The sequence below is a fragment of the Acinetobacter sp. genome (genome assembly GCF_045628685.1).
GTDB lineage: Bacteria > Pseudomonadota > Gammaproteobacteria > Pseudomonadales > Moraxellaceae > Acinetobacter.
In genome coordinates, this window is the sequence record NZ_JAZQPV010000053.1 from 34607 (window position 1) to 58874 (window position 24268).

The following is a 24268-nucleotide window of genomic DNA, read 5'->3' on the forward strand; positions in this document are numbered from 1 at the left end:
ATTTAGCATCCTTTATATTCAGGCGTACGCTTCTGCATAAAGGCTTGTACACCCTCTTTATAGTCACTTGATCGACCTGCCAAACGTTGTAAATCACGCTCTAGAATTAACTGCTGATCCAGATTATTTTCAGCCGCAGCATGAATGGCTTTTTTAATCAGTGACAGACCATAGGTCGGTTGCTGCGCCAGATGCTCTGCCAATTTTCTCGATTCTGCTTGCAGTTGCTCATCTTCAACCACCTGCCAGATCATGCCGAGTTGTACTGCGCGTTCAGCCGGAATTTTATCGCCGAGCATGGCAAGTCCCATTGCTTGGGCACGCCCGACCAGACGCGGCAGGAACCAGGTACCGCCTGAATCCGGGACCAGGCCAAGACGGCAAAAGGCTTGAATAAATGAGGCTGATTTTGCGGCAATCACAATGTCACAAGCCAAGGCAATATTGGCGCCTGCCCCTGCTGCCACACCATTCACCGCACAAATTACTGGTTTTGGCATTTCAGTAATCAGCTTGATCAAAGGGTTGTAGTATTTTTCAATCGACAGGCCTAAGTCCGGTGCATCGGCATTCGGATCAACCACACGGTCATTTAAATCCTGACCGGCACAGAAACCGCGACCTTCAGCTGAAATCACCACGGTACGAATCTGACTGTCTTTGGCCCAAGCCTTGATGACCTTGGAGACTTCCTGATGCATGGTTTCATTAAAGCTGTTGAGCTGTTTTGGACGGTTAAAGGTCAGGTAGCCCACTGCATTTTTTTCTTCGACAATAATTGTTTGATATTCCATTACACACCTCTAAATTCTGGTTTTCGTTTTTCTAAAAATGCATTAATGCCTTCTTGGCGATCCTGGGTTGCAGCCAGCCAGAAAAAATGTTGACGCTCTAATTTAAGTCCCTGACTTAAAGTCACTTCATGAATAGACTTCAAAGATTGCTTGATGGCACGAATGGCGAGCGGTGCCTGCTTGGCAATTTTTTCTGCCAGTTCCAGTGCGTATTGCACGGTCAGTTCTGCCGGACAAACCTGGCTGCTAATGCCATGTTGCAATGCAGTCTGTGCCGAAATCATTTCACCGGTCATGGCCCAGCGCATCGTCAATTGCTGACCGACCAGACGGGCCAGGCGCTGGGTTCCACCGGCACCCGGCAGCATCCCTAAACCAATCTCAGGCAAGGCGAACTGGGCATTTTCTCCAGTCAGCACCATGTCACCATGCAAAGCCAACTCAAAACCGGCACCCAAGGCATAGCCATTCACGGCCATGATTAAAGGCTTGGAAAATTCATCAATTTTTTTCCAAAGCAAGGGGCGCTGATCCTGCTGGATGCTGACCACATCTAACTGCGCCAGCTCATTTAAATCAGCACCGGCAGCAAAGCATTGTGTATTTCCGGTGATGACCACGGCTTTCACAGCAGCCTCTGTTTCCAAGTCCTGTAAACAGGCTGCAATGTCTTGCAAGGTGGCATTGTTTAAGGCATTGCGCTTTTCCGGGCGATTCAGCTCAATCAGTACCACACCTGGCTTGGGTGAGCTGGTTTTAATGTAGGTCATCCTTGAACTCCTGCTGTGCTCAGCGATTAATTCCGTGCTTATTCATCAAAACTCAGACGTACATTGGCTGTGGTCGGACGTGCCTGACAGCTCAGTACATAACCTTTCTGGATTTCATCTTCTTCCAGACTGTAATTCACAGTCATTTCAACCTGACCCTCTAACACCTTACATTTACAGGTTGCACAGACGCCGCCCTTGCAGGCATATGGCAGGTCTGCCCCGGCACGTAGCGCAGCATCTAAAATACTGTCATCCTGTTTGGATACTTCAATAATCAGCTCACGGCCATCCAGAATAATATTGACGCGTTCTTCACTGCGGCTTTCAATTTGCTGTGCGGTTGCTCGCGGTGCAGTGCCGGTATTGAAGCGTTCAGTGTGAATCTTGCTCGACTGAATACCCCAAATCGGTAATACCGTTTCAACCGCTGCCATCATTTCTTCAGGCCCACAGGCAAAACAATGATCGGTATCTGCTGAAATCAGATTCGCCTGAAACAGCTGCTGTAATTTGTCTGCGTTGATCCGACCGTTAAAGATTTCACTATCATTCAGTTCACGTGAAAAAATATTCACCAGTTGCAGACGTTCTTTAAAGCGGTCTTTCAGGTCCATGATCTGTTCAGAAAACATGGTCTGTTTCCAGGAACGGTTGCCATACACCAGGGTAAATGTTGCGTCCGCTTGACGGTTTAACACCGACTTTACAATGGATAAAATTGGCGTAATGCCACTGCCGGCTGCAAAGCCTAGATAATTTTGACCACCAGTCTTGGCTGCTTTTTGGAAGAACACCCCTTGTGGTGGCATCACTTCTACAACATCGCCCGCTTTGAGATGCTCATTGGCCCAGGTTGAAAACTGACCCTGATCAATTTTTTTAATTGCAATACTCATGTCTTCCTGAGTATCACTACAAATGGAGTAACAGCGGCGCAGTTCGCCGTCATCGGTTAAATGCCGAATGGTAAGGTGCTGACCCGGTTGATATTGAAAAGCATCCATCTGCTCAGGTGCGAGATCAAATGCAATGCAGATCGCCTGCTCGGTTTGTGGCTGAATAGATTTAATGGTTAATGGTATAAATTGGCTCATTGGAAAATCCCTCTTTCGTTTTGGCTATTTCTTTTTTTGTGTTCATGCAGACGCTAGACCAGACATTAAATACATTTGAAATAGTCAAAAGTTTCTAAACAGTCCCGACATTGATATAAGGCTTTACAGGCGGTCGAACCGAATTCACTTAATAATTTACTGTTGTTACTTAAGCACTGTGGACAGGTGATGCCATCTGTTAAAGCGACATGCGTACCACAGCTATGTGACTGGCCTTGCGGCGGTGCAATACCATACTGCTGTAATTTGTGTTTGCCCGATTCACTCATCCAGTCCGTGGTCCAGGCTTCAGACAGATCAACAATGACTTTGACTGGCGTCAAACCGTTCGCCTCGAAAGCCTGGGTAATTTCTGCTTTTAATAAATCCGTGGCCGGACAGCCGCTATAGGTCGGCGTGAGTCGCACCACAATTTCATCCTGCTGATTCAGCTCGACGCCACGAATCATGCCCAGATCAATCACTGACAATACTGGAATCTCTGGATCAGAAACCTGCTGCAAAACGTCCCAACATTGATCTTCTACGTGTCGAATCAGATTCATGCGACTCACTCCCTGTGATTGTGCCGAATTACCAGTTCATGTTTGGATATGAGCGCTGCATATATTGCAGTTCGGCCAAAACAAAACCGAGATGCTCTGTATGTAAACCCTGTTTAGCACCACTCCGATAAGCGCCCAGCTCTGGCAGGCTTAGTTCAAATCGAGCTAATTCGGCTTTAATCGTCTCCAGCCACTGAGCTTTTAAGTTTTCAAGATCTGGAATTACACCGGTATCGACCAACTGTTTTTCATCAGCCGTCAGTACAAAAAGTTCCTCGGTAAAACGCCATAACTGGTTTAAACCTTGCTGGGTTTTTTCATGTGCTTCTGCTGTACCTAAACTTAAGCGCTCCATCCAGGTGGTGGAAAAACGCTGGTGATATTTCACTTCTTTGAGTGACTTCACTGCAAAGGCAGCTAGTTCTGCATGCTGACTTGCACTTAAGGCGCTAAACAATAAAGCGTGGTAGTGATCCATCAACCACTGGCGTACCAAGGTCTGGGCAAAGTCACCATTCGGCTGTTCGCACAGCAGCAAATTACGGTATTCACGCTCTGTGCGGAAATAAGCCAGTTTGTCTTCATCACGGCCCTGCCCTTCCACTTCACCCGCCAGACTGAGTGCGGTACGTGCCTGACCGAGCAAATCCAGCCCAATATTGGCTAAGGCAATATCCAGCTCCAGTTCAGGTGCATGACCACACCACTCTGCCAAACGATGTGACAGGATCAGTTGACTGTCACCCACATGTAAAAGAAATTCTGCCAACACTTGATTTTTCATAATCTTCCCCTTTCCCTTTACATGTGCTCGATACCAGACGGAATGTTATAAAAGGTTGGATGACGGTAGACCTTATCCAGTGATGGTTCGAAAAATTCTGCTTTTTCATCTGGTTGTGAAGAGGTAATCAATTCGGATTTGACCACCCAGATACTGATGCCTTCATTACGGCGGGTATAGACATCACGGGCATTTTGGAGCGCGACTTCATCATCCGATGCACGCAGGCTGCCGACATGACGGTGACTGAGACCCTGTTTACTCCGGACAAACACTTCATAAAGTGACCAGTTGTTTTTGTTATTCATGAGCAAATTTCCCTATATTGACCAAACTGTTTTTAAGCAACTTTTTGTGCTTCTGAATATTTCTGCTGTTTTTGTGCATAGACTGCTGCAGAGTCACGTACCCACTTGCCGCCTTCCCAAGCTTTGCGACGTGCTTCAATACGCTCATGGTTACAAGGTCCCTTGCCTGCAAGAATCGCAAAAAACTCATCCCAATTGATTTCACCAAATTGGTAATGTCCTGTTTCTTCATTAAACTTGAGGTCTGGATCGGGGACCGTTAACCCAAGCTGCAAGACTTGCGATACGGTGTTATCGACAAATTTTTGACGTAGCTCATCGTTGCTGAATAGTTTGATTTTCCACTGCATACTTTGTGCACTGTTCGGTGAATTATCATCACTTGGACCAAACATCATCAGTGCTGGCCACCAGAAACGGTTTACGGCATCCTGTGCCAATTGCTTTTGTTCCGGCGTACCATTGGCCAATTGCATCATGGCTTCAAAGCCCTGACGCTGATGAAAACTCTCTTCCTTGCAGACGCGTACCATGGCACGTGCATAAGGACCATAAGAAGTACGGCACAGTGCAACCTGATTGACAATCGCTGCACCATCCACCAGCCAGCCAATCGCTGCAACATCAGCCCAGCTCAGGGTCGGATAGTTAAAAATTGAAGAATATTTCATGCGGCCGGCAATCAGCTTATCCATCATGTCGTCACGATCCGCACCCAAGGTTTCTGCAGCACTGTAGAGATATAAAGCATGACCGGCTTCATCCTGGACTTTGGCCATCAGCACTGCTTTACGTTTCAAAGTCGGTGCACGGGTAATCCAGTTGCCTTCCGGCAACATGCCCACCACTTCAGAGTGTGCGTGCTGACCAATCTGACGAATCAAAGTCTTACGATAAGCATCCGGCATCCAGTCCTTCGGCTCTATAGAAATATCCTTTCCAATCTTTTGATCAAAAATTTGTTGTTGATTATTCATTGTTCCCTCACTTATCCCAAGTGTTGATACATTCAAATTAAAACGATACACAATTAAAATCAATATATATTTATTAGTATCATTTAATTTTAAAAGCTTAATTTAGATAAGTTTATGTTTTTTATATGAATATAATTTTTATTTTATTGCTAATCATTTTTAAACCGATATTTGTGATTGACATTTCAGCTTTTTAATCACAAATTATGAAACATCAAAATTAAAATACTTTTTAAAACGTATCATAAATGGAGTTTTACAATGTTAGAGTTAGCTAGCGGCTCAAGCGCAATGGATTATCAAGATACTGAGTCACGAAATAATCCTATTGCCATCAAAAGCTTAAGCTCACTGATCTATGGTCAGGAATACACAGCTCAAGCCGATTTACGGACGGTGTATCATGCCATTAGTGGTGAAGCTGTTTATCAGGTCGGCAGTCAGGGTATCGATACCCAAGCTGTGGTGAAGTATGCCAAACAAAAAGGCGCGACTATTGCTACATGGACTTTCCATCAACGTGCCAATGCACTGAAGCAAGTGGCACAGTATTTGATGGAACGCAAAGAAGAATTTTACCAGCTTGCCAAGGCGACAGGCTGTACCCGTAAAGATGCCTGGATTGATATTGAAGGCGGGATTGGAACCTTATATGCCTATTCGAGTTTGGTACGCCGTGAACTGAGTGATGAAACAGCGTTGGTTGAAGATGCCTGGATTCCTCTTTCTAAGCAAGGTAACTTTGGCGCGAAACATATTCTCAGTCCCAAAGCCGGTGTAGCCGTACATATCAACGCCTTTAACTTTCCGATCTGGGGCATGCTGGAAAAAATTGCACCCACACTACTGGCAGGCGTACCCTGTATTGTCAAACCGGCAACTGAAGGTGCCGAGCTGACCCACGCCGTGGTCAAAGCCATTCATGAAAGCGGCTTTTTGCCAGAAGGTTCACTGCAGCTTATTTGCGGACAGATCTATGATTTATTTGATTATTTAAATCCTCAAGATACTGTGACCTTTACTGGTTCGGCTTCAACAGGGCAAAAACTGCGTTCTCACCCCCACTTAAATGCCTACTCTATTCCGTTCACCATGGAAGCAGACTCGGTCAACAGCGCGATTTTGACCGAACAGGCCAATGACGAAAGCATTGATTTATTTGTCCGTGAAATCTTCCGTGAAATGACCAGCAAAACCGGACAAAAATGTACCGCAATTCGTCGTGCCTTTGTTCCGGCCGCACTTTTGGACACCGTACAGACCAGACTGATTGAGAAACTGAAAAAAGTCGTGGTGGGTGATCCTGCTCAAGAAGGCGTCAGCATGGGCGCTTTGGCCAGCGTTAAACAGAAACATGATGTCGCTGCAAAAGTTGAACAACTAAGCCAGGATGCAGAGATTGTGTTCGGTAGTCACTTGCGTCAGGACTTTATTCTTCAAGTACCAAATACTGAAAAGTCTGCCTGTTATCCGCCTACGCTTTTAGTCTGCACAGCACCCGAACAGGCACAGAATATTCATAAGGTAGAAGCGTTTGGCCCTGTCGTTACCTTAATGCCATATACCGGTCTGGTTCAACTTGCTGAGCTGGTCGCACGTGGCGAAGGTAGTCTGGTCGCATCCATCGTACGCAATACCGATGAAAACATTGAACAACTGCTCAGCAAAATTGCACCTTGGCATGGTCGTGTGCATATTTTGGATGCGGAAAGTGCCAAAGAAAGTACCGGACATGGTTCTCCATTACCATTACTGGTTCATGGCGGACCAGGTCGTGCCGGTGGTGGGGAGGAACTGGGCGGTCTGCGTGCAGTCAAACATTATATGCAACGTACTGCGATTCAAGGCTCACCAAATGCCATGACCCAAGTTGGTCATAGCTGGACTGCTGGTGCTCAAGTCTTTGAAGACCGAGTACATCCTTTTAAAAAATCATTTGATGAATTGCGTATTGGTGAACGTTTGCTGACCGCAAGACGTACCGTTACAGAAGCCGATCTGGTCAACTTTGGCTGTCTGAGCGGTGACCACTTCTATGCGCATATGGACAAAATCGCTGCTGCGGAATCGCTGTTTGGTGAACGCGTCGCCCATGGCTATTTCGTGGTCTCTGCTGCGGCCGGCTTATTTGTCGATGCCGCTCAAGGTCCGGTCATTGCCAACTATGGCATGGACAACCTGCGTTTCGTGGAACCTGTTAAAATTGGCGATACCCTTCAGGTTGAACTGACCTGTAAGCAGAAAACACCTAAAACACTGCGTGATCCGGCACAGAAACCCCATGGTGTGGTGGTCTGGGATATTAAAGTTAAAAACCAGCGCAATGAGCTGGTCGCGACCTATGATATTTTGACCCTGGTTGAACGTGGTGATTGATGTTTAAATAACTAAAAAGGAATCATTATGATTCCTTTTTTTTATACAATAAAATAAATAGTATCCTTTTATGGAAATTGATTGACGTAATTAAAATTAAACCCTAAATTAGAAAATACGATACATAATAAAAATAATATAAAGTTTAAAAGTATCAAAATGCCTTAAACAATCAGCACAGGATGTTGCATGATGAATGATAAATCGCTGGAAATAGAAATGGTTGAAAGGACGCTTCAACCCGAAAATCAAAGTTTTGAGCCTAGCTCTGTAGAAGAAGGATCGCCTGTTTCTGAACAGACTCAGCCACCCAAAGATAGTAGTACCTATCAATGGTATGTGGTGGTGATTTGTATGTTGGCTTACATTTTGTCATTTGTAGACCGTCAAATTTTATCGTTAATGATTGAACCGATTAAAGCCGATTTAATGCTCAGTGATACCCAGTTTAGCCTGTTACAAGGTCTGGCCTTCTCGTTGTTTTATGCCATTATGGGCCTTCCTATTGCCGCGCTAGCTGATCAAAAGTCCCGGATTAAAATTATTGCGACAGGTATTGCTTTCTGGAGTCTGGCCACTGCAGCGTGTGGCCTAAGTAAAAATTTCATTCAAATGTTTCTGGCACGTTTGAGTGTGGGTGCCGGGGAAGCCGCACTTTCTCCCGCATTTTATTCAATTGTTGCGGATTTATTTCCTAAAGAGAAATTAGGCCGTGCACTCGGTGTTTACGCGATTGGTGCCTTTATTGGTTCAGGTTTAGCTTTCCTGATTGGTGGCTATGTGATTGGCCTGTTAAAAGATGTCAGCTTTGTGGCTTTACCGGTGATTGGCGAAATCAAAACCTGGCAACTGACCTTTATGATTGTAGGCTTACCCGGTGTATTGCTTGCGCTCCTTATGGTTCTAACGGTACGTGAGCCTGCCCGTAAGGGTATGAAAGTGGGTCAAGATGGTCAGATTGTAAAGGCTTCCTTCAAAAACTCGATTGGCTTTATTAAGACGCATAAGAAGACTTTCTTCTGTCATTTTATTGGTTTTTCTTTTTATACCATGATGTTGTATTCACTTCTGGGTTGGGCACCTGCGTATTACATGCGTAACTTCGGTTTAGATGCCAGCCAGACCGGTTATATATTAGGTAGCATCATTTTAGTAGCCAATACCTCTGGTGCCTTGTTCTGTGGCTGGTTGATCGACTTCTTCTCGAAACGTGGCTACAGTGATGCTGCTATCCGTGCCGGTGCAATCGGCTGTGCAGCCTTAATTGTTCCAAGTGTATTGTTTACCCAGGTCGACAACATGTATTTATCATTTGCACTGATTTTTGTGGCCATGTTCTTCTCTACCTTCCCGATTCCAGCCTCTGCGGCAGCCACCCAAATGCTGACCCCGAATCAGCTACGTGCACAAGTTTCCGCCAAATTCCTGCTTGTTTCAAATATGATTGCCCTGGGTGTAGGAACTACAGCTGTTGCTTTAATTACGGATAAATATTTCCAGAATACCACCATGGTGGGAAATTCCATTTCAATTGTGAATGCGGTTGCAGGTGTGATCGGTATCTTCTTGTTGTATAAGGGATGCCAGTATTACAGAGAGAGTATGGAGTTGGAAAACCCAACCCAAAAAGTTGAATCATCCGATTGTAATAATGCTTGAAGAATCTGAACCCTGATTGGTGGCACAGTACAGTGCTAGGCCTGATGTCAGATCAGTCAAAGGCTTTAGCGTGTGATCGGAGATCAGGGGGCAATTTTTAATCTGGACTCAAAATTTTTGCAGACACATCAATTAAATAGAATATTTCAGTAATGTAACCTCAGAAAAGCCTTTGTTGTTGCAGGTTTTGTTTTATAACAAAATCTTGCAACTTCAAAGGCTTTTTCTTTACTTAACTTTTTGTGTTGAACTCAGCTTATTCGGTATTTAGCGATAGATAATCTTTGTGATAATTTACTTTTTACAGATCACTCACTTTAAATTCGCCTTTGACCTTATGAGGAGAATAAATCTGGTTTAATTATTCAGCGAATCACTTTGAATCAGACCATCCACCAGATTAATGGTGCGATCACAGGTCGCAGACAGGCGAGGATCATGGGTCACCAGCAGCACTGCACAATTGCGTTCGCGATGTACTTTACGGAACAGTTCAAACATTTCAGCCGCGGTCTGGGTATCCAGATTCCCGGTGGGTTCATCGGCTAACAGTAATGCCGGCTCAGTGACCAGTGCCCGGGCAATGGCCACCCGCTGTTGCTGACCACCCGAAAGTTCATTGGGTTTACGGTCAGCGAACTTATCCAGCCCCACCGCAGCCAGTAATTCATGTGCTCGATCTAAGGCTTGTTTATTCGGCTTACCCTGGGTCAGCATTAACGGCATGAGAACATTATTTAAGGCAGTAAAAGCCTGAATCAGATGGTGGAACTGAAATACAAAACCGATACTATTGCCGCGTAGCGCTGTGCGTCCGACATCATCCATCCTACTTGTCGCATGACCCAGTAAATAAAGCTCCCCGCTGCTAGGTTTGTCCAGCAAGCCAAGAATATTCAACAAGGTACTTTTACCCGAACCAGACGGCCCGATGAGCGCGGCAAAGTCGTTGCGCTCAATACACAGATCAATCCCATGTAACACTTCCACCTCATTGGGCTGGCCAATATTATAAGATTTACGTAGCGCCTCTAGACGCAATACTTCCTGAGACTGATCAGACATGACGAATTGCCTCCACAGGATCGAGTGCTGCTGCCCGACGCGATGGGACGGCCGCAGCCAGAACCCCAGTCACTGTAGCCAGTAACACTGCCAGCAGCACCAGCTCGCTAGACATAGGAATATGAAACAATCCTGGACCAAAAGTATTAAATACCCAGACCAGCACATAACTCACCGCACTACCTAGAACCGAACCGAGCAAGCCAAATATTGCACCCTGGAACAAGAAAATTCGTAAGATTTGTGATTGGGTCGCACCCGTCGCACGCATAATACCAATTTCACGGGTGCGCTGCACCACACTGACCGACATCACACTGGCAATCCCAAAGGCTACCGAAATCGCCACAAAAACAATGATCATGTTGGTCGAAAGGCTCTGGGCTGTAATTGCATTCATGAGCTGGGCATTGGTTTCAATCCAGCTTTCGGCTTTTAATGAGGTCAAGCGTCCGATCTGTGCAGCAATGTCATCTGCCTCAAAAATATCTGGGATGGTCAGGTCGATAACTGTGATACCGCCTGGCAGATTGAGTAACGATTGGGCCTGTTTCAAGTCTAGATAGACGTAGCGCGCATCCAGTTCACGTACCCCCAGTTCAAATATTCCGGAGATATTGACCACTGCACTGTTCTCCTGACCGGTATCCAGCCGTAACTTACTCCCGACTTGTACCCCCAGATCTTTGGCCAACTGACTGCCAATCAGGACATCGTCAGCGCCCACGCGTAACTGGCCACTCTGTAAATATTCTTTCAGTGGAATGATCTGTTGGTAACGCTCTAGATTGATACCGACCAGTGAGACCGATTCGACTGCATCACCGCGCTGGACAAAAGCAGGACCGGACACCACGGGAGATACGGCAGTCAATACCGGTAACTGATCCAAGGTCTTGGCAATCTGCTGCCAATTGTTGATCGAGCGTAGCCGCTGTGCCCGTTTATCTTCCTGCAGTAGCTGTACAGTCCCGGCTGCAGGCCGCACAATCTGGTTCACCTCATCCGGTGACAGCAAACGGATATGCGCCTGAGTGCCTAAAGTACGTTCGATAATATTCGACTGTAATCCCTGAATTAAAGCGGTAATAAATACGATTACCGCGACACCCACTGCGACGCCCACAGTGATCATGATGGACTGTGCACGACCCTCGCGCAAAAAACTGATTGCGATTGTCCATTCTGTCCAAAGCCGCCCGAAAAAGTTTTTCAATCGAAGTTCACCGGCAATTCATTTTTGCTGTCTGTATCGTCCGTCTGATTATTCGATACTGTTTTTTGCAGTTTTAAGCGGACCCGCGCTCCCTCTTTTAATGAGGATTCGGTATCAGCCAGTACATGGTCACCCTGACTCAAACCTGAAACAACTTGTGACATGGCCAGACCACGTAAACCTAAGGTGACTTGCTGATGGTGTATTTTCCCATCACGCACCAACAGTACCATGGCCTTATTGTCTTTTATGCTGCTTAAAGCGTCATTGGGAATGGTTAATGCTCGATCACGCCTGGCAGTTTCGATATTTACCGACACTGTCATGTCCTGTCGCAGAAAATCAGGTACCGGGTCGACCGTTAATCTTACGTCTACCGTACCTCGCTGTGGATCAATACTCGGCGCAATAAAATTAATACGGGCAGGAAAAGATTGATCCGGGTAAGAATCGGCAATCACTGCTGCATTTTGCTGCAAGGCAAGCTGTGATAAATTTCTTTCATCTAGCGGCACTCGAATTTCTGTATTGCCATTGAGTGCAATGCTAAATAATGTCCGGCCGGGCTGTACCAAATCGCCCGGCTCTACATCGCGTGTCAGTACCATACCTGCAATTTCAGCACGTATTTTGGTTTTGGCTAGTTGAGCTTGTGCTGCCACAAGTTGCTCACGAAGCTTTGCTTCCTCGACTTGACCCGGTGCCAGGACTGCTGCTTTTAAACTTGCTAACTCGAAATTATTTCGGGCAACTCGTGCCGCTTCTACTGCCTGCTCTATTTCTTCAGCTGACAGTACTCCAACCTCTAAATTACGTCTACGTGCTGCTTCTCGGCTGGCTTGTTCTAGCTGTGCTTTGGCAGTGGCCAATTCTGCCTCTGCCTGTGGACGTCTGCTGGTTGCCAGTTCGGTCAGTGCGACCTCGGCCTCTCGTACCTGGGCAAGTAGCTCATCCGATTTCAGCACCACCAACAGGTCATCTGGTGAAACCTGATCTCCTTCCTGCACAAGCCGCTCAAGGACCACACCGGTAATTTCACTGCCAATCTGCGCACGTGACACTGTCGTTACTCGTCCGGTTGCCACCACGGTTTGCACCAGGGGCGTCGACGCTATGGTATAAGCCGGCAAGAGCGGTCCCTGCCACCATCGAAACAGAGCAAATCCCACTGCAAGTATGAGCAACAGGATAATAACCACAGATTTATAGTGAACAATGCGCAACGAGCCTCTCCAGTTCATTTTAAAAGCATCATACTGCAATAATTGGCAGAGCAGCTGTATCCTATACTTTTATACTTTAATAAAGACCTAAAATTTTCTTATTCGTTTTCTAGGGCTTTGTCACCCCCTAAGTTTCAGCTCTGTTTTTTTAATTTAAATCCAGCCTACTTCCTGTCTCAGAATACAGGGTTTACTCAACTACGCTTTAAATGATGAGATAGTACGATAAATTCATCACGCTTGAAAACCCATTCTTAGGGACATCGAATATCTTTTATATACTACTCAATCAAACAGTAAATTAAAATAGCTCAGCAGTGAAATCACTATTCTGGCATTCATTTTGCTTAACAATATTACGTTTTACAAAAATAGTAATATTGGGGCAAATATAGATGAGTTATGTTGCAAGAGAACTCAGTCAAAGGAACAAGCTTTTACTCGGCTTGTGTTCTTTCCTGATACCCATTTTGATTTGGTGTGCCGTCAGCTATTTACCGTTTATTTGGCATCCACAGGTACAGATTACCGATTCAGGCAGCGTGACCTATTTACAAGTGGGCAGTCGTGTCGATAAAAACACTTTCTATAGTGAAGCGCAAAATGCAGTGAATGCCGGATTAGCCCCACCACAAGGAAAATTGGTCAACCCAATTTATTTACCTGCACCCCATGAAGTTGCCAAAGCCTTAGTCACTGCATTTGTTACACCACCACTACAAGCGGATGCTCCCTGGTTTTATCAAAGCTTATGGCACAGTATTAAAATTGTCTTTACTGCTTTTTTTATTGCCTCATTGATTGGTATTCCACTGGGAATTTTATGCGGTTTTTCATCCACTATTTCACAGCTGACCGAACCCTTTGTTGAATTTTTCCGTTATTTGCCTGCTCCCGCTTTTGGTGCCTTGGCCGTTGCCATTTTAGGGATCAACGATGCACCAAAAATTGCCATCATTGTGATTGGAACTTTATTCCAGCAAATTTTAATTATTGCCAATACAACAAGGATGGTCGATCGGGGTCTGATTGAAGCCGGATATACTTTAGGAACCAATAAACTTAAAAGTCTATTTCATGTGGTGATTCCTGCTGCATTACCTGATATTTACCGAGATTTACGCGTGCTTTTGGGATGGGCATGGACCTACCTGATTGTATCTGAGCTGATTGGTACAACTTCAGGGATCACCTGGTTTATTACCCAACAAGCACGTTATCAAAACTTCGCCAATGTCTATGCTGCGATTTTGATTATTGGGGTGATTGGACTGTTATGCGATGTGATTTTAATGAAACTCGGACAACGCATGTTTAAGTGGAAAGCGGGAGCAAAATAATGACAACAGAATTAAAGTCACAACAATTTGATGCACAGCAATATTTCGAGCGCATCTATGCCCGCCCGGTTATTTTAGAAGCAAAAAAACTCAGCCAAGTGTTTGGAACAGCTAAAGCAAAGCGCACTGTTTTAAATCAACTCGATTTAAAGATTCATAAGCGCGAATTTATTTGTGTGATTGGGCCATCGGGCTGCGGAAAATCAACCTTTAGCCGTGTCGTGGCGGGGCTTGATGACTATAGCAGTGGTGAACTTTTGGTCGATGGCCAGCCGATTCATGGTCCAAGTCCAGAGCGTGGCATGGTCTTTCAGGGCTACACGCTCTTTCCATGGAAAACGGTAAAAGAAAATGTCATGTTTGGCCCGGAGATGAAAGGTCAAAGTTATGCTAGTGCTGAAGCGCGCGCACGCGAATGGATCAATATTATTGGTCTGGAAAAATATGAAAACCATTATCCGAATGCACTGTCTGGCGGAATGAAACAACGGGTTGCGATTGCCCGTGCTTTGGTCAATGAACCGAAGATTTTATTAATGGATGAACCTTTTGGTGCACTTGACCCGCATACACGGCAAAAAATGCAACGTCATTTAATGGATCTTTGGCAAAACATCGACATCACCATTATTTTTGTCACCCACGATATGGATGAAGCGATTTTACTGGCTGACCGTATTGTAGCGCTCAAAGCTAATCCGGGTGAAATCAAGGAAATCATTGAAGTGGATTTACCGCGTCCGCGTTCGCCCGAACTGTTACTTACCCCAGAATTTAAACGCTTACGTGAACGTGTCGACTTTCTGGTGCATGCACAAGAAGAACAACTTGATCCTGCACTGGAAGATTTACCGGTTATTCCACGTATGACCAAAGTTAGCACCACAAAATAAATCTTCAAGGCCTATGGGACGACCCAAAGGTTTTCACGCTGTGTTGGACGACCAACAATTGAGGTGATTGCGATGCAAACGCACTATGTACTCCCCCTTGTTGATATATCAAAACTGCAAAGTTCTGCACGCTCCGATCGGCTTGAAGTCGCGGCAGCTCTGGATAAAGCCTGTAAAGACACCGGTTTTTTATATTTAACGGGTGAACAGTTTAATTTTGAATATGCTCAAGATTTAATTCAGATGGCTAAAGCGTATTTTAAGCAAGATCTTGAAGTTAAAATGCAGCGTTATATTGGTTTATCGGAAAATCATAGCGGTTATGTACCGATTGGAGAAGAACAGTTCTCTGGCCAGAGTTATGATTTAAAGGAAGCCTTTGATGTTAATTATGATTATCAAGGTGCAAAAAGCGACTGTCCACTACTCGGGCCTACCCTTTGGCCCGATAATGCACAATTTAAGTGCATCGTGAGTCAGTATTACCAGCATTTACGGGGTATTAGCCAACAGATTTTCCGCAGTTTTGCTTTAGCATTGGGTGTCAATGAAGATTTCTTTGATGCCAAAATTACTGATGCGCCGAGCCAGTTGCGCTTAATTCATTATCCCTACAATCCCGAGATCAAGGATGCCGCAGGAATTGGGGCACATACCGATTATGAGTGCTTTACCTTGCTTTTACCGACGGCGCCGGGTTTACAAGTATTGAATAAACAAGGTGAATGGCTGGATATTCCGCTCATTGAAAATACCCTGGTGATGAATATTGGCGACATGATGGAAATTTTGTCCAATGGTAAATATTTGGCCACCAAGCATCGGGTTAAAAAAGTCGGTGAAGAGCGTTATTCCTTCCCGCTGTTTTGTGCCTGCAATTACGACACCGTGATTGAGCCTATTGTGGAAACAGATGTTCCTCGATATTCCGCTTTAATTGGGGGTGAGCATTTATTTAATCAAACGGCGCAAACCTTTCAATATTTGAAGCAACGGATTGCCTCGGGTGAACTGGTATTAAAAAATGCAGTACCGCTGTCTTCATTCGGTTTAGATGAAAAAGCGGAGCAAATGGCATGAACCTGTTCGAAATTTTGCAACACATACCTGAAAGCCAAATGACTGGTGGCCCAATCCCAGCTTACCTATATGGGGCATTCAGACGGAAGAGTATTAGTTTTTTTAATGGCCTGACTGATGAAGACACCTTGGTATATTGGTTTCAATCACGCAGTTTCACCATCGATTTACGCTTAAAACATCGTACCGAAACCCCTGTCCATGAACGTCAGGGCTGGATTGGTAATACGCTCTGGGATGAGGCGCAAGCCCTGCTTTTATGGCAGGTCGCTGACAGCTCAAATTACCAGAACCATGTGCAATGGCCTGAGCCAGCTAGGTTACATGCTATTGGCAACTGTATTTTGGAGTTTTCACCCAGCAATGTATATGTGGAAGACTGGCGTCAGCAAGTCCATTCAGGTCTGTATTTAGGCTTAAGATTAAAAACGGCAGTTGATGTTGAAACAGGTCAACAGCTCAAAATGGATGGGGGCTTGATCATTTGCGATCAGCATGTGGCTTATACGCTGACACGTTTGCCGGAAATACAAAACATTGTGTGTCATTTGGATCTAGCTGCAGATGGTCTGGAAACCCATACTATTGAACAGATTGAAAGCTTTGAAGTGTCTATAGGCACCGATGGTCACACAAAATCTTATTCAACCTCATCCGGGCAAAGCGATCAGCCATTTAACTTTGACGGTTTTGACTGCATCGATGATTCAACTTTAAAGCAAGGTATCTGGTTAAACGGACGTCAAATTGATTTGATTTTTGACATTGATCTCTATCAGTCAAATTACCTGTTTCAAAAGCAGACCCTCACTACACCCGACAGTGAACACTGGTTAAAGTCGGAACAAAGTCACCTTTTGCATCATGCTAAATTAACCCTGTAGGTGGCCTATGTCTTTTATTTATTTATCTATTGCGATTATTGCAGAAGTCATTGCAACGTCTGCATTAAAAGCATCGAATGGATTTAGCATTTTCTGGCCTGCGATGGCCACGATTATTGGTTATGCCATCGCCCTGTTTTTCCTGTCTTTAACCATGAAAACCATTCCAATGGGTATCGCCTATGCCATCTGGTCAGGTGCCGGCATTATTTTAATCTCGACAGTAGGTTTGCTGGTCTATAAGCAACACCTTGATATTCCTGCCTTCATTGGTTTGGCTTTTATGATTGTGGGCATTATCATTATTAATGTCTTTTCCAAAAGTACACAACTCTAAGCTTTTTATGTAAATAAAAAAAATCCCCGGATCGGGGATTTTTTAGCTCAAGCACTTAAGGCTTCAGGTCATGCCTATTTCAGTTCTTGCACCAAAGTGGGCACAATCAGGCTGTCAACATTCATTTCGGTGGTGTAAATACCATTGCTGACGTTGAATTTATTGACGTGATAACTTGAGCCATAAATTGAATCAAATCCGGTTCCCGGGGTAAATACTTTTTTGTTTGCTTCCAGGTCGAGCAAGTGCGTGCCATTAATAAATTGTTCATAGACTTTTGCATCTACACCGACCCGTTTAGACATAATTGCAGCCGCATCCGCACGCGTTGCGGGGTCGTTAATATATTTAACGGTTTTATCCCATATCTGGATGATTTTTTTCCATTGTTCTTTATTGGCTTCTAAGTGTGAAGGATTGACCGTTAAGGTATCGTAAATTAAACCCGGTTTATCTTTAGAGCTAAAAATTACTTTGCCACCTGCCACTGCGCCCAACGCCTGATTGGCAACCGGTTGCCAAACTGCAATCGCATCAATATCCCCTGTGGCAAAGACCTGAGGCAATTCATTGGTCATGGTATTGACCAGTTTTACATCCTTTAAACTAATTTTTGCATCATCTAAAGCGGTCGATAATAGCAAGTGATCGACTAAGCCTTTTTCAGTGGCAATGGTTTTGCCTTTTAAATCCTGAATGGAGTTAATGCCATTTTTCGCAATGATGACATCATTTCCCGAAGAATAATCCGTTGCCATGATCATCACGCCTTTGGTGCCCCCAGAACCTGTGACCAAGTTATCGCCGTTGGTGACCATGACTGCATCCAGTTGATTCGCTGCAAAAGCAGCCAGTGACGCCGAGTAATCAAACCATTTGAAGTCTGCATTGACACCTGCCTCCTTCAACCAGCCCTTTTCAATCGCGACTTGCCAAGCCACCCAACCCGGCCAGTCACTATAACCAATGGTAATCGGTTTAGTGTTCACACTACCTTCAGCGTTGGCTTGAGATACAGGAATTTTTGCAGTGTTGTCGCAGCCGGTAAAAAATACAGTGCTCAGTACGGCAACTGAAATAAAAGATTTTTTAATCATTGTGATACTTCCCCGATACAAGTGCATTTAAATTTGGTGTTGGTCATTTTGACCGATTGAATATAGTCACGCCATCCGCCGAAATGACTGATATCTGTTGCATCTGCCAAGGCATAACCCTCGCAAATAAAGCCTTTCACCCAAGTTCCATCCGTCAGTTGCACATTCCCAATGCCCAGTGGTGCAGGCACTTCCGCCACAATTTGTCCAAATAAGGCAAACGGAATATCCCAGACCTCAACTTCAATGGCTTGACTGCCCTTTTGAGTGCATTGCAAGCCTGGTTTTGGCGGCGTGGTATTTTTTAGTGCATACAGTTTGTAGTTGGATGCCGTTTTGGTTTTCTGCAATAAAGTGCCACCGCGGCTGCTGAGCTGAAAATTCAGCGGCATACCACTAAGATGGGCACCCACGACTGCCAGTTTGACTGAATGTTGAGAAGCTATATTTTGAATTTTTTCATAGTGCAGATTGGATGTGCCCAGTGGTAGATTTAGCGCCTGTTGCCAGGTTTGACCAAAATGCGCCAGAGCCTGATCCATCCATGCCTGAGCAATAAAGGTGACACCGCTGGGTAAGCCATCTTCTCGAATTACATTGGGTAAAGCTAAGGCAGAAAGATCTGCGAAATTCACAAAGTTGGTATAGGCACCCATATGTGAGTTTTTCACAATTGGATGGGCTTCAACCTCAGCAATGGTATAGATGGTCGGTGCAGTGGGCACCATCAAGGCATCAAAATCTGATAACACCAGATTAATCTGGCGCGCCAATTGCGCCCGTTCATATTCAGCCTCAATCATATCTACAGCAGTAAACTGATCTGCCTGAGCAATGATTTGGGCAATCACAGGATGTGCCTGTTCACGTGGCACCATTTTTTCTACGGCACTGGTACGCTCAGCCACCCAGGCTTTGTTATACAGTGCGGATGCCAGTTGATTAAAAACACTAAAATCAATTGCTTCAACTGCATAACCCAATGATTGGGCGTGTTTTACAGCCAGTTCAAAAGCTTTTTGGCTGTCGACATCACCATAAAATTCAAGTTGTGCCGGAATGGCAATTTTTCTTTTTGAAAACTGGCTCGATACATTCTGAGGATGTACCCGGGAATATTCATCGGTTTCGTCATAACCTTGCATGACTTGAGCAACTTGCCATGCATCATCGACAGTCAATGCAAAAATCGAAATTACATCAATGCTACGGCAAGCCGGAATTAAACCTGTCGTTGAGAACCAGCCTTTGGTTGGCTTTAGTCCGACAATATTGTTGTGTCCGGCCGGGACACGACCTGAACCTGCGGTGTCTGTGCCTAAACTAAATGGCACCTGACCATTGGCCACTGCCACAGAAGATCCTGAGCTTGAACCGCCACTGATATATTCCGGATTAAAACTGTTTTTTACTGCACCAAAAGGTGAACGTACACCGACTAAACCTGTGGCAAATTGATCGAGATTGGTTTTACCCACCACAATTGCCCCGGCGGCTTTTAAGCGAGCGACCACACTGGCATCTGCTGTTGCCAAATAAGCGGCTTCTTTACAGGCGGCAGTGGTATGAAAACCTGCAACATCAATATTGTCTTTGACAGCAAAAGGAATACCGTAGAGTGGTAAATTTTGTGCAGATTGATCTTTTAAGGCATCAATTTGTGCCTGAATATGTGCGGCTGAAGCAATTTCAATCCAGGCATGATCATCGTTATTAAATGTTTCGACATACTGAATTAAATCGCTGAGTTGCATCTTTTGCGTTAAATACGCGGTTTTCCAATCCTGAAGGGTCCATAACTTTGACATGGTCAGTCTTCCTTATTTTTCATCATTTTGTGGAATGGGCGGCATCACGGCATCCATCATCTCCAAATGCCCTTTGATGACCCCTTTTAAAGCAATAAACTGTTGGCTGATGTGCTGTAGTTGATCACTGACACCCTGCATCAGCATCACTTGTAAAATTTTTTCGTCATCGAGCTGAATATGCAGTGAACTAATGACTTGGGATAAAAACTGTTGTTGCAGGTCAATCAGTTGTGTACGCAAGGGCTTTAGGCTCACGTCATAAAGTAAGGTCAAGGTGCCGACCATCACCGCGTTATGTTGGATATGATCGGCAATTAAATGCTTATTGATCATGTCGACAATGGCTTGTGAACGGCTTTCATAATGCTGCTCTACAAATTTTTGATCGAGAGCACTCAGCGTTTGTTCAGGCACGGTAATACTGATGCGTGCCAGTTTCTGTTTTGGCACAGTGTTATCCTCTCGGGTGATCCTGTTTCACGTATAAACCGGCGCGTGCCGTTAAAAGTTCAATTAAAAATTGTTTCCATGGATGCAAGGCTTTTTTCTGTTTGGTAGCGTTCATGTGCATCTCCTGTGGGGTATTACCAAAACTTCGTTTTGTATTACTTAATGAAATGCAGAAAGCGTGCCAGTTTTGGCTTTTATTATTGGAATGGAAAACTTGGATAAAATGGCAAAAAAAAAGCCCCACTACGCTGAGCTGGGGCTTGCTTGGAATTAAGCTGAGTTGATTAACTCACCGGTTATTTCATTTTATTGTTCATGTACTTTAATTCTTTTATACATGATGGGTTAACCGATGATTGTAGTTGAGTGATCAAATGAATGGCTCTCCTCTATTATGTTGTATATAAATAAAAGCAGAAAGCATGCCAAAATATAAAATTAAGTGAATTAAGTCACAATGGCATATAAAAAGCCCCACCGAAGCGAGATTGGAAAGAATGAGGGCTATTTTCATCGCTCAAAAGTGCCTAAAAATTGTACTCCATTGCACCATTCAGGTTCACTAGTGCATCAAAGCGTGGCTATATTTTATTCCGCTTTGGTTTATTACTATTAGTTTTGTAAGTTTGCTTTGTGCAAATGGAATGTCACTGGCAATGGGTGCAGCGCGTGAACACGCGGGTATGGGGGGCGGCACTGCTGGTATTTGTCAGTTTGGTTTAGCTTTTCTAGCGTCGAGCTATGGATTTGGGTGGTAGTCATAGTGCTTTGCCAATGAGTTTGGGAGCTTTAATTCCGGCTATGGTAGCGTTGGTGATTTGGATAATTGGTAAAAAATAATTGAAGTATTAAAAGACCGTTAAAAAACAGTCTTTTAATTGGATAACAACCTATTTAAATATTTACTCTTTTTGGTCAAGTAAAACTGGGCTAATTAAGCTATCTACTTCCAATTGCTTCGTATAGGCTCCCTGTTCTAAATTAAATTGATTTACATGATAACTAGAGCCATATATTGAAGTTAGGTTCTCACCTTTTTTGAATACTTCCTGATTCTCTTTAATATTTAAGAAATCTGTACCATTCACATATTCACTATATTGTTTTGCAGACACACCTGCTTTATTTGCCATAATTTGAATAGCTTCATCACGTGTCTTTGGATCTTCGATATAGGCAACTACACGATCCCAAATCTGTATGATTTTTTTCCATTCTTTCTGATTACGCATTAGGTTTTCAGAATTAACAGTTAATGCGCCATAAATAATGCCCGGTTTATTTGCAGCAGAATAGATAATTTTAGAGCCAGGTACATTTTTCAACGCCTGATTCGCACTTGGCTGCCATAATGCAGCAACCTGTACATCAGGAGAGGTAAATACTTGTGGAATTTCATTGGTGGCAGTATTCACCAAATTCACTTCTGTATTTTTAATATTTAAATCTTTTAGTGCACTGTCTAAGAGTAAATGATCTACAAGACCCTTTTCTACAGCAATTTTCTTTCCTTTTAAATCTTTAAGCTCAACACCCGGTTTTGCAATGATTAAATCATTGGTCTTACCTAAGTCAGTCGCTAAGACAAGAATACCATTCACACCACTTGCTGCAACCATTAAGTTATCACCATGTGCGATCGTTACAGCATCAATTTGTTTGGCACTAAAAGCATTTAACGAAGCAGAATAATCAAACCATTCAAAATCGACATCCAGTCCTTCTTCTTTGAACCAACCCTTATCAATGGCAATCTGCCATGCCACCCAGCCTGGATAATCACTATAGCCAATTTTAATTTTAGGGCTAACTTCAGCAGCTGATTTGTTAGCCGCTTCACTTGGGAGATTTTGTTTATTACCGCTATCACACGCAACAAGTAAGATACTTGCAAGAACAGAGAATAAAATAGATTTTGCCTTAGACATACTTACAACCCCTTAAATCAATATTACTTTATTTAAAATTCGTAATATTGATTTAAGCAAAATCTATTCCACAACCTGTTTTAATTTAAATTAATTTTAATGGGAAAAATTCAGAATATTTTCAGTAGCCATTACCTGCCCAAATATTCCATTTTCGACTTCAATCATTTTGAGTGCAGCCTGATGTAAATCTTCATTTGCCGAAGCACATGCATCTTGAACGGTGATGCAATAAAAACCTAAATCGGTCGCTTGCCTAAAGGTGCTCGACACACAAACTTCCGTCGTCACACCTGTAATCATTAAATTTTTAATATCACGGTTTTTTAATATTAGTTCCAAATCTGTATAAGCAAATGCCGAATACCCTGGCTTATCAATAATAGGCTCTCCAGAAATGGGTTTAATTTCATCAATAATGTCATGCCCATATTCACCTCTGAGCATTAACTTGCCCATAGGTCCCACAGCTCCTATTTCCGATTTTAACCCTGATGTTCTTTGTTTCTTCAGGGGATATAAATCTGTTAAATCTGTACGGTGGCCTTCACGGGTGTGCACAACTAAAAGCTGATGTTGTCGCGCCCAAGTCAGTAACTTTTGAATATTGGCAATTGGCTTTCTCAGAATTTCAACATCTAAGCCCATATGATCGGCATAGCCATTCTTCTCACAGAAATCTCTCTGCATATCAATAATAATCAATGCCGTACACTTTAAATCAATCATAGAAAAACCAAAAAATATTTGAAAAATACTTAAAATTAAGAGTATTGAATCGTTAGGCCACTTTTAAAAATGATGTCTGTATAGATACAAATACGTTCATCAACACAATGGCGTTTGCCCTCACGCACTAAGATAGAGGGTTCCACTTTTCTCACCTCTGCCTCACCACGTACAATGGCTTGCATGACCTGTAAGGTGAGTTCTAACTCTGCCATGCGAATTTGAGGGATGTGAGAGGTCACAAAAGGATGTGCACCAAAGAATAGTGTTTCTGAATTGGTGAGCGTTTGGATATATACAAGCGATTTTTCATAATCGCTGATATTGCCCACATATAATTCGCTAGGATAGAGCACATCCCCAAGCAAACAGATATTTAAACGTTCACTATATAAAATGATAGAATCTTGTGAGTGTCCCGGTGCATGTAGCAACTTAAAGGATATTCCACCTAAATCGATGACATCACCCACACTTAACAGTCGTGTTATTTGAATCGGGGCCGGCTGAAAGCCATCAATACTGCCCAAATGAAATTCATCAGGAATTTGATAAAGACCCGCATCATCTTTAAAGCATATTAAACACGCTAAATCTGGTAAATAAATTTGATCAAAAAACTTCAATCCCCCGATATGATCAAAATGTAAATGTGAAGGTATCACTGCAAATGGTTTATCGGTCAGCCGTTTGATGACCTGAGTCATGTCATGTTGATGACTGGCACCAGCATCAAACATTAACGCCTGTTCAGTACCAATCAACAAGTAGGAAAAATTGCCCTGATAATAAGAAGGCTCTTCGATGGCATATAAATAGTCTTTAATCTGATGTACTACAAAATATTCATCTTGATCTTGCTGTTTGATTGAATCCATAGAAAA

At 43.8% G+C, this 24268-nt stretch carries 23 protein-coding genes; 7 read left to right on the forward strand and 16 right to left on the reverse strand.

The annotated features are described in order from the left end of the window. Positions 1-2 precede the first annotated feature (2 nt). From paaG to paaA, 7 genes are all read right to left on the reverse strand, one after another. A complete protein-coding gene (gene paaG / locus ACKI4H_RS06820; protein ID WP_407304692.1) occupies positions 3-794 on the reverse strand; it encodes a 2-(1,2-epoxy-1,2-dihydrophenyl)acetyl-CoA isomerase PaaG in 792 nt (263 codons plus the stop codon). Next, a complete protein-coding gene (locus tag ACKI4H_RS06825; RefSeq protein WP_407304693.1) occupies positions 794-1564 on the reverse strand; it encodes an enoyl-CoA hydratase-related protein in 771 nt (256 codons plus the stop codon). Before ACKI4H_RS06825 ends, paaG begins: the two co-directional genes overlap by 1 nt. Positions 1565-1602: 38 nt before the next feature. Continuing rightward, a complete protein-coding gene (locus tag ACKI4H_RS06830) occupies positions 1603-2661 on the reverse strand; it encodes a 2Fe-2S iron-sulfur cluster-binding protein (protein ID WP_407304694.1) in 1059 nt (352 codons plus the stop codon). Positions 2662-2726: 65 nt separating this feature from the next. After that, positions 2727-3227 carry a 1,2-phenylacetyl-CoA epoxidase subunit PaaD gene (gene paaD, locus ACKI4H_RS06835; RefSeq protein WP_131269247.1) on the reverse strand — a complete coding sequence of 167 codons (501 nt, stop codon included), beginning with the start codon at positions 3225-3227 and terminating at the stop codon, positions 2727-2729. Between the two features lie 28 nt (positions 3228-3255). Next, on the reverse strand, positions 3256-4011 hold the full coding sequence (gene paaC, locus ACKI4H_RS06840; RefSeq protein ID WP_407304695.1) for a 1,2-phenylacetyl-CoA epoxidase subunit PaaC: 756 nt from the start codon (positions 4009-4011) through the stop codon (positions 3256-3258). A gap of 17 nt (positions 4012-4028) precedes the next feature. Continuing rightward, on the reverse strand, positions 4029-4319 hold the full coding sequence (gene paaB / locus ACKI4H_RS06845; RefSeq protein ID WP_284067908.1) for a 1,2-phenylacetyl-CoA epoxidase subunit PaaB: 291 nt from the start codon (positions 4317-4319) through the stop codon (positions 4029-4031). Positions 4320-4351: 32 nt separating this feature from the next. Then, positions 4352-5296 carry a 1,2-phenylacetyl-CoA epoxidase subunit PaaA gene (gene paaA, locus ACKI4H_RS06850; protein WP_407304696.1) on the reverse strand — a complete coding sequence of 315 codons (945 nt, stop codon included), beginning with the start codon at positions 5294-5296 and terminating at the stop codon, positions 4352-4354. A gap of 261 nt (positions 5297-5557) precedes the next feature. Between paaA and paaZ the strand changes: the two genes are divergently transcribed. Both paaZ and ACKI4H_RS06860 read left to right on the forward strand, forming a co-directional pair. Next, complete coding sequence (gene paaZ / locus ACKI4H_RS06855) at positions 5558-7672, forward strand: phenylacetic acid degradation bifunctional protein PaaZ (protein ID WP_407304697.1); 2115 nt, start codon at positions 5558-5560, stop codon at positions 7670-7672. Between the two features lie 189 nt (positions 7673-7861). Next, positions 7862-9331 (forward strand): spinster family MFS transporter, encoded by a 1470-nt coding sequence (locus tag ACKI4H_RS06860; RefSeq protein WP_407304699.1) that lies wholly within the window; start codon positions 7862-7864, stop codon positions 9329-9331. A gap of 357 nt (positions 9332-9688) precedes the next feature. Here ACKI4H_RS06860 and ACKI4H_RS06865 read toward each other — a convergent pair whose 3' ends face one another. The 3 genes from ACKI4H_RS06865 to ACKI4H_RS06875 are packed head-to-tail and all read right to left on the reverse strand — an operon-like array spanning position 9689 to position 12853. Then, positions 9689-10396 carry an ABC transporter ATP-binding protein gene (locus ACKI4H_RS06865; protein ID WP_407304701.1) on the reverse strand — a complete coding sequence of 236 codons (708 nt, stop codon included), beginning with the start codon at positions 10394-10396 and terminating at the stop codon, positions 9689-9691. After that, a complete protein-coding gene (locus ACKI4H_RS06870) occupies positions 10389-11612 on the reverse strand; it encodes an ABC transporter permease (RefSeq protein ID WP_407304702.1) in 1224 nt (407 codons plus the stop codon). The genes ACKI4H_RS06865 and ACKI4H_RS06870 overlap by 8 nt, the downstream gene beginning before the upstream one ends. Continuing rightward, a complete protein-coding gene (locus ACKI4H_RS06875) occupies positions 11609-12853 on the reverse strand; it encodes an efflux RND transporter periplasmic adaptor subunit (RefSeq protein WP_407304704.1) in 1245 nt (414 codons plus the stop codon). Before ACKI4H_RS06875 ends, ACKI4H_RS06870 begins: the two co-directional genes overlap by 4 nt. A gap of 377 nt (positions 12854-13230) precedes the next feature. Between ACKI4H_RS06875 and ACKI4H_RS06880 the strand changes: the two genes are divergently transcribed. The 5 genes from ACKI4H_RS06880 (at position 13231) to ACKI4H_RS06900 (ending at position 17369) form a co-directional block, all read left to right on the forward strand. Continuing rightward, positions 13231-14175, forward strand: coding sequence for an ABC transporter permease (locus tag ACKI4H_RS06880; RefSeq protein WP_407304706.1), 945 nt, complete (start codon positions 13231-13233; stop codon positions 14173-14175). Then, on the forward strand, positions 14175-15068 hold the full coding sequence (locus ACKI4H_RS06885; RefSeq protein ID WP_407304708.1) for an ABC transporter ATP-binding protein: 894 nt from the start codon (positions 14175-14177) through the stop codon (positions 15066-15068). The genes ACKI4H_RS06880 and ACKI4H_RS06885 overlap by 1 nt, the downstream gene beginning before the upstream one ends. Before the next feature lie 72 nt (positions 15069-15140). Beyond that, positions 15141-16148, forward strand: a complete 1008-nt coding sequence (locus ACKI4H_RS06890) for an isopenicillin N synthase family dioxygenase (RefSeq protein WP_407304709.1) — start codon at positions 15141-15143, stop codon at positions 16146-16148. Then, positions 16145-17032: a hypothetical protein gene (locus ACKI4H_RS06895; protein WP_131269028.1), complete on the forward strand. Its 888-nt coding sequence runs from the start codon at positions 16145-16147 to the stop codon at positions 17030-17032. Before ACKI4H_RS06890 ends, ACKI4H_RS06895 begins: the two co-directional genes overlap by 4 nt. 7 nt (positions 17033-17039) lie before the next feature. Further along, positions 17040-17369, forward strand: a complete 330-nt coding sequence (locus tag ACKI4H_RS06900; RefSeq protein ID WP_407304710.1) for a DMT family transporter — start codon at positions 17040-17042, stop codon at positions 17367-17369. Between the two features lie 74 nt (positions 17370-17443). On the opposite strand, the gene ACKI4H_RS06905 is transcribed toward ACKI4H_RS06900, so the two are convergent. The 6 genes from ACKI4H_RS06905 to ACKI4H_RS06930 all read right to left on the reverse strand — a co-directional run bounded on the left by ACKI4H_RS06905 (position 17444) and on the right by ACKI4H_RS06930 (position 24262). Continuing rightward, positions 17444-18466, reverse strand: a complete 1023-nt coding sequence (locus ACKI4H_RS06905; protein ID WP_407304711.1) for an ABC transporter substrate-binding protein — start codon at positions 18464-18466, stop codon at positions 17444-17446. Next, positions 18463-20274: an allophanate hydrolase gene (atzF, locus tag ACKI4H_RS06910; protein WP_407304712.1), complete on the reverse strand. Its 1812-nt coding sequence runs from the start codon at positions 20272-20274 to the stop codon at positions 18463-18465. The genes ACKI4H_RS06905 and atzF overlap by 4 nt, the downstream gene beginning before the upstream one ends. Before the next feature lie 12 nt (positions 20275-20286). Further along, on the reverse strand, positions 20287-20727 hold the full coding sequence (locus ACKI4H_RS06915) for a CopG family ribbon-helix-helix protein (RefSeq protein WP_407304714.1): 441 nt from the start codon (positions 20725-20727) through the stop codon (positions 20287-20289). A 902-nt stretch (positions 20728-21629) separates the two neighbouring features. Further along, positions 21630-22655 carry an ABC transporter substrate-binding protein gene (locus tag ACKI4H_RS06920; protein WP_407304716.1) on the reverse strand — a complete coding sequence of 342 codons (1026 nt, stop codon included), beginning with the start codon at positions 22653-22655 and terminating at the stop codon, positions 21630-21632. 96 nt (positions 22656-22751) lie between these two features. Continuing rightward, positions 22752-23384 carry a cysteine hydrolase family protein gene (locus ACKI4H_RS06925; protein ID WP_407304717.1) on the reverse strand — a complete coding sequence of 211 codons (633 nt, stop codon included), beginning with the start codon at positions 23382-23384 and terminating at the stop codon, positions 22752-22754. A gap of 35 nt (positions 23385-23419) precedes the next feature. Next, the gene (locus ACKI4H_RS06930; protein WP_407304718.1) at positions 23420-24262 is read right to left on the reverse strand and encodes an MBL fold metallo-hydrolase; all 843 of its coding nucleotides are present in this window, start codon (positions 24260-24262) and stop codon (positions 23420-23422) included. Positions 24263-24268 lie beyond the last annotated feature (6 nt).

What these genes read in the sequence shown, in the direction of transcription:
- ACKI4H_RS06875 (WP_407304704.1), bottom strand. Translation starts at nt 12,853, where the DNA reads ATGAACTGGAGAGGCTCGTTGCGCATTGTTCACTATAAATCTGTGGTT.
- ACKI4H_RS06930 (WP_407304718.1), bottom strand. Translation starts at nt 24,262, where the DNA reads ATGGATTCAATCAAACAGCAAGATCAAGATGAATATTTTGTAGTACAT.
- ACKI4H_RS06865 (WP_407304701.1), bottom strand. Translation starts at nt 10,396, where the DNA reads ATGTCTGATCAGTCTCAGGAAGTATTGCGTCTAGAGGCGCTACGTAAA.
- ACKI4H_RS06925 (WP_407304717.1), bottom strand. Translation starts at nt 23,384, where the DNA reads ATGATTGATTTAAAGTGTACGGCATTGATTATTATTGATATGCAGAGA.
- ACKI4H_RS06900 (WP_407304710.1), top strand. Translation starts at nt 17,040, where the DNA reads ATGTCTTTTATTTATTTATCTATTGCGATTATTGCAGAAGTCATTGCA.
- paaA (WP_407304696.1), bottom strand. Translation starts at nt 5,296, where the DNA reads ATGAATAATCAACAACAAATTTTTGATCAAAAGATTGGAAAGGATATT.
- paaD (WP_131269247.1), bottom strand. Translation starts at nt 3,227, where the DNA reads ATGAATCTGATTCGACACGTAGAAGATCAATGTTGGGACGTTTTGCAG.
- ACKI4H_RS06880 (WP_407304706.1), top strand. Translation starts at nt 13,231, where the DNA reads ATGAGTTATGTTGCAAGAGAACTCAGTCAAAGGAACAAGCTTTTACTC.
- ACKI4H_RS06895 (WP_131269028.1), top strand. Translation starts at nt 16,145, where the DNA reads ATGAACCTGTTCGAAATTTTGCAACACATACCTGAAAGCCAAATGACT.
- ACKI4H_RS06860 (WP_407304699.1), top strand. Translation starts at nt 7,862, where the DNA reads ATGATGAATGATAAATCGCTGGAAATAGAAATGGTTGAAAGGACGCTT.
- ACKI4H_RS06920 (WP_407304716.1), bottom strand. Translation starts at nt 22,655, where the DNA reads ATGTCTAAGGCAAAATCTATTTTATTCTCTGTTCTTGCAAGTATCTTA.
- paaG (WP_407304692.1), bottom strand. Translation starts at nt 794, where the DNA reads ATGGAATATCAAACAATTATTGTCGAAGAAAAAAATGCAGTGGGCTAC.
- paaC (WP_407304695.1), bottom strand. Translation starts at nt 4,011, where the DNA reads ATGAAAAATCAAGTGTTGGCAGAATTTCTTTTACATGTGGGTGACAGT.
- ACKI4H_RS06885 (WP_407304708.1), top strand. Translation starts at nt 14,175, where the DNA reads ATGACAACAGAATTAAAGTCACAACAATTTGATGCACAGCAATATTTC.
- ACKI4H_RS06830 (WP_407304694.1), bottom strand. Translation starts at nt 2,661, where the DNA reads ATGAGCCAATTTATACCATTAACCATTAAATCTATTCAGCCACAAACC.
- ACKI4H_RS06825 (WP_407304693.1), bottom strand. Translation starts at nt 1,564, where the DNA reads ATGACCTACATTAAAACCAGCTCACCCAAGCCAGGTGTGGTACTGATT.
- atzF (WP_407304712.1), bottom strand. Translation starts at nt 20,274, where the DNA reads ATGTCAAAGTTATGGACCCTTCAGGATTGGAAAACCGCGTATTTAACG.
- ACKI4H_RS06905 (WP_407304711.1), bottom strand. Translation starts at nt 18,466, where the DNA reads ATGATTAAAAAATCTTTTATTTCAGTTGCCGTACTGAGCACTGTATTT.
- paaZ (WP_407304697.1), top strand. Translation starts at nt 5,558, where the DNA reads ATGTTAGAGTTAGCTAGCGGCTCAAGCGCAATGGATTATCAAGATACT.
- paaB (WP_284067908.1), bottom strand. Translation starts at nt 4,319, where the DNA reads ATGAATAACAAAAACAACTGGTCACTTTATGAAGTGTTTGTCCGGAGT.
- ACKI4H_RS06890 (WP_407304709.1), top strand. Translation starts at nt 15,141, where the DNA reads ATGCAAACGCACTATGTACTCCCCCTTGTTGATATATCAAAACTGCAA.